This window comes from Micrococcus sp. R8502A1, from assembly GCF_006704135.1.
In the GTDB taxonomy this organism is placed as follows: Bacteria; Actinomycetota; Actinomycetes; order Actinomycetales; family Micrococcaceae; genus Micrococcus; species Micrococcus luteus.
Window position 1 is genome coordinate 1 of the sequence record NZ_VIGS01000104.1, and the last position, 1,068, is coordinate 1,068.

The window sequence follows — 1,068 nt, forward strand, 5'->3', positions numbered from 1 at the left end:
CGATCACGCAGGACTGGCTGCAGGTAGGTGTCGCGGTCTGAACCGAGAGGGGTGCGCCCGGTCGGGGCCGTTTGGATCGCTGCCGCTACGTCAGAGTCCGAAGGCTCCGCCGCTGACGAGGATCACGATGCCGAGGCCGATGAGAACGATGGGGAAGAGGATGTTCTCCCAGCGTTCGAGCACTTCGGCGATCGGGGGGCGGGTGGCGACGAACTTTGCCAGGGCCACCAGGACCGCGACGAGCGCGAGGAAGACGATGCAGTAGGCGACTACTGCGAGAGGTTCCACGCTGAGGAAGACAGGGGTGTAGACGCCGATGTTGTCGCCGCCGTTGGCAAGGGTGACGCCTGCGACTGTCCACACGCCGACCTTCTTGCCGGCAACCTTGGCCTCGTCGTCATCGTCGTCATCGTCTCCGCGCCAGGCCTGCCATGCGGCCCAGAGGCCGAGGCCCAGAGGGATGAGGCCGAAGTACGGGATGGCTGCCGGGGGCAGGAATGCTCCGGCGCCGATGGTCACCAGGACCGCGGCACCGAGGATGCCGGCGAATCCGAGGTACTGGCCGGCCAGAATGCGGGCGGTAGTGCCGCGCTGGCCTGCCCCTCGCGCGAAGAAGAGGGAGAGCACGATGATGTCGTCGATGTTGGTCGCTGCGAACAGGCCCATCGCCTGCAAGACCGAGGTGAGGATCATGCGCCCTCCCCAGCTGCGTCGCATCCGGGAAGCGAGCAGGCGGGATCGATGCACGGGGCGTCTTCGTCCACTGCCAGGGTGGCATTGACCAGTGCCGTCAGCGCCTGCGCCAGGTGCGCATCGGCGATCTCATATCGTGTCCGACGACCCTCGGGCTCGGAGACGACGATCCCGCAATCGCGCAGGCATGCCAGGTGGTTGGACACGTTCGGGCGTGTCAGGTCCAGATCTCGGGCCAGTTCCGCCGGGTAAGCGGGATGGTCGAGCAGGGTCAAGATGATCCGGGATCGAGTGGGGTCGGCCAGTGCACGACCCAGGCGGTTCATCACGTCGAGACGCGAAGCAATAGTCAGCATGGACTGAACTATACAGCGC

Annotated in this window: 2 protein-coding genes; both read right to left on the reverse strand. The window is 65.9% G+C overall.

The genetic code is table 11. The features are described 5' to 3' along the window. Nucleotides 1–90 precede the first annotated feature (90 nt). The gene (locus tag FLM69_RS11230; RefSeq protein WP_141844297.1) at nt 91–693 is read right to left on the reverse strand and encodes a cadmium resistance transporter; all 603 of its coding nucleotides are present in this window, start codon (nt 691–693) and stop codon (nt 91–93) included. Further along, nucleotides 690–1,049 (reverse strand): helix-turn-helix transcriptional regulator, encoded by a 360-nt coding sequence (locus FLM69_RS11235; RefSeq protein WP_141844298.1) that lies wholly within the window; start codon nt 1,047–1,049, stop codon nt 690–692. Before FLM69_RS11235 ends, FLM69_RS11230 begins: the two co-directional genes overlap by 4 nt. Nucleotides 1,050–1,068 lie beyond the last annotated feature (19 nt).

Bases quoted from the DNA above. Each gene is read 5' to 3' on its own strand.
- FLM69_RS11230 (WP_141844297.1), bottom strand. From the start codon at position 693: ATGATCCTCACCTCGGTCTTGCAGGCGATGGGCCTGTTCGCAGCGACC.
- FLM69_RS11235 (WP_141844298.1), bottom strand. From the start codon at position 1,049: ATGCTGACTATTGCTTCGCGTCTCGACGTGATGAACCGCCTGGGTCGT.